Origin of the sequence: Streptomyces sp. NPDC007205 (genome assembly GCF_040634095.1) — a bacterium.
GTDB lineage: Bacteria > Actinomycetota > Actinomycetes > Streptomycetales > Streptomycetaceae > Streptomyces.
The window spans coordinates 1-4,596 of record NZ_JBEYEW010000101.1 but is presented as its reverse complement, the minus strand read 5'-3'; the positions used below and the strand labels follow the sequence as shown (position 1 = coordinate 4,596).

Genomic DNA, 4,596 nt, shown 5'->3' with positions numbered 1-4,596 from the left:
CCTGTCGGCGTTGCTGGTCGGCCTTCCGCTGGTCCTCCACCTGCTGTTCCTGTCGGCGTTGCTGGTCGGCCTTCCGCTGGTCCTCGACCTGCTGTTCCTGTCGGCGTTGCTGGTCGGCCTTCCGCTGGTCCTCGACCTGCTGTTCATCAGCCGCCGGCTTCGGCTCTCCCACCGGCTTCTGCCTGGATACGTCCCCACCCATCGCCTTAGGCGCATCGTCCGGCTTGGTGGCCGGGTCAGCCCGCGTCTCATGTTCCGCGCGGCGCAAATAGCTCAAAGGGTCCTTGATGTCCTGCCAGGCGCCGTTTGTCAAACCGTAGCCCATAAAGTTGACGTAACCCTTGGGAGAGGATCCAGCCTTGAGGGGGCGCCAATTACCATCAGTGGTCTGAGCATAAAATTGCGTTCGATCATACTGGTCACGCCCTCCCTTCTTGGGGTCCGGCGTGGGCTTGAGCGTGGGATCTGGCGCGTCTTGTGTGGCCGACCCGTACTTCTTCTCCCAATTCGTGCGCGGTATGTATGAATTGGTCTTCGGATCATAACCGAACCACCCGTCACTTCTGAGGTATGGCGTTGACCCATATTTGGCAGACCATTCTGCATACGGCACCCATGATTGGCTCTTCGGGTCCCAGCCGCGCTCGTTTCCGAATTCAAGGCGCGGCCAGCGCGGGTTATCGGGCTTCGGGTTTCCGAGAAGGCCTCCGTTTAAATGATTTGCCATAACGGCCTCGTCAGAGGTGGGGCGAACGGACGGTTTATTACCCAGCCATGCGAGCATGATTTCTTCAGGGCGCCCATTGACAGAGTGGTTCAGGTGGAGGGCGTGACCGAACTCGTGCTCGACTACCGAGATCACCTGCTCGTCTCTAAAGCCAGCAAGTACATTATCAAGCTTTGCATTGAGGCAGCCATGCAGCGCGGGCCCTGAACAACCGATATAAGGCGCTCTGCCGAGCACCTTACCCGCATTGTACCCGAGATTGTCCATCTGGAACTGGAAGCCGACCTGTTCTCCCGGCCTGGCCTCTCGGAAGAGGTTGGGATTATTCATGTTGGTGGCCCAGACGTCCAGGGCCTTCCTTATATTGCCCACAACGTGAGCAGGTACATTCCGGGCTGCACCCCATACGATAGTGCTACCGCCGGGCCTTTTGATGGTGAGCGGAATGTGAAGGTATGCATTCAAAGGGGTCTGGTTGATGTCGGCTGAGCTGGCGGTGGCCTCTGCCAGCTGTAGGCCGCCGGTTATGGCTAAGGTAGCGACCATCACAGAGAGGATGCTCTTGTTTTTTAGGTAGCCGTTTATTCTTCCCGCCCGCTCCTCCAGGCGGTGCCGAGCGTGTCGCTTCCTCGAAATTTTCATGCTTTCCTATCTCATTGCCCATTTTGCCTCATGTCGGTAACACCGGATGTCGATTTGGGTCGGTTACATTCCGGTGAGTGCACTTTTGGCAAAGATTGTAGGACCGGAGTCGCGTTTACGCTGGTCCGGCCGAGGTCTCGCTCCGCCCGCCAGAAAGCAGGCGCACAGCAAGCGACAGCATGTCAAAAGGTCCTCACGTCTCTCGATTTCCTACCGAAATGACATCCAGTCAGAAGCGGCGCCGCTGGAGAATAGACCAAGGTGACCTTATTCGTAGTCCACCATCTCAGTCTCGGTTGCCTGGCCACGCTGCGCTATATCGACAATCCCCATATTTGCTACGGAGTCTGTGTGCAGAATTCACACTTCCGGATCAGATCGGTCAACTCGCCCGAGTAGGGCGAGCGGGCGATTCCGGTTGCGGGCGTTGTGTCGTAGGCCGGCGGCAATGTTGGTCGTGCCGGCCAGCCGCAGGGCGCGGACACGATCTCGTTACGCCGCGGGGAGCTTGCTGGTAGCGCAGGCGTCTCCGGTGACCTTCCCCCGCTGTGCGGCAGGTGCTGATCAGCAGGTCAGGGTGGGTCGACGGGGTTTCAGGTTCGCTCGTTCGGCTGTTGCCTGGTCGGAGTAGTGAGACTTTGCCGGTGGCCGGCGAGGGCTTCGTGGGGGCGGATGTGGTTGAAGACGTGCCGGTAGTGCTCGGCCTCGCGGGCGAGCGTGCCGAGGTCCTCGATCTCCAGGCGGTAGAGGTGCTCGTACTTCAGCGAGCCGAAGGCCCTCTCGCGGACTCCGTTCTGGCCGGGGCTCTTGGCCCGGGTGCGGATGTGCAGCAGCTCGGGCCTGGAGGCGATGAACCGGGCGAACGCGGCGCCTTTGAACGCGCCGCCGTTATCGGTGACCAGCTTGCTCCTTCGGATCCCACCCGTCTCGCTGCTGACGGGCAGCAGATCGGCCAGCGGACGGCCGCCGAGGCGTTCGGCCTCGGCGATCGCGGTCTTGACCGCCTCGATCGCGTCGGTGCCGGTGCAGGACGGGCTGATGTGCCAGCCGTGCTCGTACCTGGTGAAGTAGTCCGTCACGCCCGCCAGGCGCCAGATACCGCCTCCCTGGGTCTCGTACTCGGAGAAGTCGAGCTGCCACACCTCGTTCGGCCTGGTGGACGCCTCGGCGAAGGCGGCCTTGCGGGCCCTGGCTACTGACCTCGGCTCTTCAAGGTGACGCGAGAATGTCGAGGGTCAGGCCGGTACCCGCTATGAAGCCGTCGAGAGTGTCGGGCCGGTACTGAAGTCGCTTGAGCCGGTTGCGTACGAGGGCTTCGATTCGGTCCAGGCGACCACGGCGAGATTGGCCAGACTGCGCTTGACGTGCGCCCACACCCCCTCGACCGGGTTGAGGTCGGGCGAGTACGCGGGCAACAGGAACACCGTCAGCCATTCACGTTCGGCGATCAGCTCGTCGTCAGCTGAACGACGTCGCCTACGTGCGGAACGATCCCGCGCTTGGTCAGCATCCAGGCCGTCTTGAGCACACCCTTGTCGGTGGGACCGACATCGATGATGAGGTGCTTGAAACCCCTCGCCATGAGGTCGGTTACCTGCTTTGCCATGGCCGGGCCCGTGTAGCCAACGACAGTCACCAGAGGCGGCCCCACCTCGCCTGTGATGGCCGGGGCCTGCCCCTGGCCGTCCTCGTCACGCCGGGCAACGTCAACGACTCCACCGCCTTCGACGCGGTCCTGGACGCGGTGACGCTGACGCTCCTGCTTCTCAGCGCGCTGACGATCAGCCTTCTCCTGACGCTTCTTCGCCTCGTCCTCCTTGGCCTTCCGGTCGGTGTCCTGGCGTGGGTTAACCAGGCCTTTCCGACGTCAGATGAGAATGGGCGCAGGAGGCGACGACAGTTACACAACGTCACGAACTGACACCCATGCAGCCGCACCGCAGTGAACTTGAGAGGCCAAGGTCAACGCTTCACAAGCGCACAAAGTCGCAGTGTATGCCCGTGATTGCTGCCCCGCACTACTTCCCAAAGCCTTTCCCAGGCGGTTTCCTGAGGTGTCGGGGTGGATGCGCCAACGGCATTCCGTGCCTCCTACCGGAAGGACCGGAACACGGCCCTAGGTGATTCATGTTGTCATCAGCGCACGACACTCCCGACATCGTCACAGCCCCTCGGGCGCTTCCCGGCATCGGTCACGTATTGCCCCTTGTTCGTGATCCGCTGGGTTTTCTCAGCTCTTTGCCCGCACACGGCGACCTTGTGCGCCTGCGGCTCGGTGCCACCGAAGTTGTTCTGGTGTGTGACCCCGGCCTGGCGTGGGACGTATTGCGCAACGACCGCGTGTTCGACAAGGAAGGCCCTACGTATGAGGTGGCCCGGCAGGCTCTGCGTAACGGCATTGCCACGTGTCCGCACCGTGATCACCGCCGTCATCGGCGTCTCTGCCAGCCAGCGTTCCACCCCGACCGGTTTCCTGGTTACGAAGAGATCATGTCCCGACACATCGGCGACGTGGTCACCACCTGGAAGGCCGGGCAGATCCTCCATGTCCCCGCCGAGATCCGGAAAATCACTTCACGCAGTGCGATCGATACGATGTTCCACTCCGCTGTCCCCTCTCCTACGGCCGATCTGATCACCCACGACGTGGTCACCCTTTTAAAGGGCCTTTATTGGCGTTCGGTGATGCCGCCGCTGTTCTGCCGGATGCCCACTCCAGGAAACCGCCGTTTCTTCCAGGCCCGTGACCATCTGCGGCGCGTCGTCGAGAACGTCATCAACGAGCGCCGCGCGGAAGGAAAGGATCGTGGGGACCTGCTGTCGGCGCTGCTCGCGGTCTACCTCGGCGGCGAGGAAGACGACCTTGAGATCCGCGACCACATTATGACGTTCTTCGTCGGTGGTACGGAAAGTTCCTCCGTCACCCTGTCCTGGGCGCTTTATTTCCTCGCCCGTCATCCTCGCATCCGTGCCCGGCTGCAGGAGGAAGTCGACGCCGTCGTCGGGGACAACCTCACGGCTGTCACCAGTCATCTGCCGTACCTTGACCTAACCCAGCGTGTATTGACGGAGACGATGCGCATCTATCCCCCCGGATGGCTGTTCAGCCGTGTCGTCACGGCTGATACGCGCCTAGGGCGTGTTGTGAAAGTGCTGGTCATAGCCACTCGTTGATGGCTGCGACCAGCACGGTCGCTTCGTAGCGGACGGCGAGCTTGTCGTACCTC

General features: G+C 61.8%; 2 protein-coding genes and 4 pseudogenes. 2 read left to right on the top strand and 4 right to left on the bottom strand.

Going from position 1 to position 4,596, the window contains the following annotated elements:
* The 4 genes and pseudogenes from ABZ624_RS41630 to ABZ624_RS41615 all read right to left on the bottom strand — a co-directional run.
* Positions 1-1,369, bottom strand: a pseudogene (locus tag ABZ624_RS41630) (hypothetical protein); the annotation flags it as partial.
* Positions 1,370-1,962: 593 nt separating this feature from the next.
* Positions 1,963-2,193: an integrase core domain-containing protein gene (locus tag ABZ624_RS41625; RefSeq protein ID WP_360100734.1), complete on the bottom strand. Its 231-nt coding sequence runs from the start codon at positions 2,191-2,193 to the stop codon at positions 1,963-1,965.
* Positions 2,194-2,223: 30 nt separating this feature from the next.
* Positions 2,224-2,514: pseudogene (locus ABZ624_RS41620) on the bottom strand (transposase family protein); the annotation flags it as partial.
* A gap of 64 nt (positions 2,515-2,578) precedes the next feature.
* A pseudogene (locus tag ABZ624_RS41615) lies at positions 2,579-2,823 on the bottom strand (transposase); the annotation flags it as partial.
* A gap of 26 nt (positions 2,824-2,849) precedes the next feature.
* Here ABZ624_RS41615 and ABZ624_RS41610 point away from each other — a divergent pair.
* Together ABZ624_RS41610 and ABZ624_RS41605 are read left to right on the top strand one after the other, a co-directional pair.
* Positions 2,850-3,110, top strand: a pseudogene (locus ABZ624_RS41610) (transposase); the annotation flags it as partial.
* 386 nt (positions 3,111-3,496) lie between these two features.
* Positions 3,497-4,543, top strand: a complete 1,047-nt coding sequence (locus tag ABZ624_RS41605; RefSeq protein WP_360100722.1) for a cytochrome P450 — start codon at positions 3,497-3,499, stop codon at positions 4,541-4,543.
* The last annotated feature ends 53 nt before the right edge of the window (positions 4,544-4,596 follow it).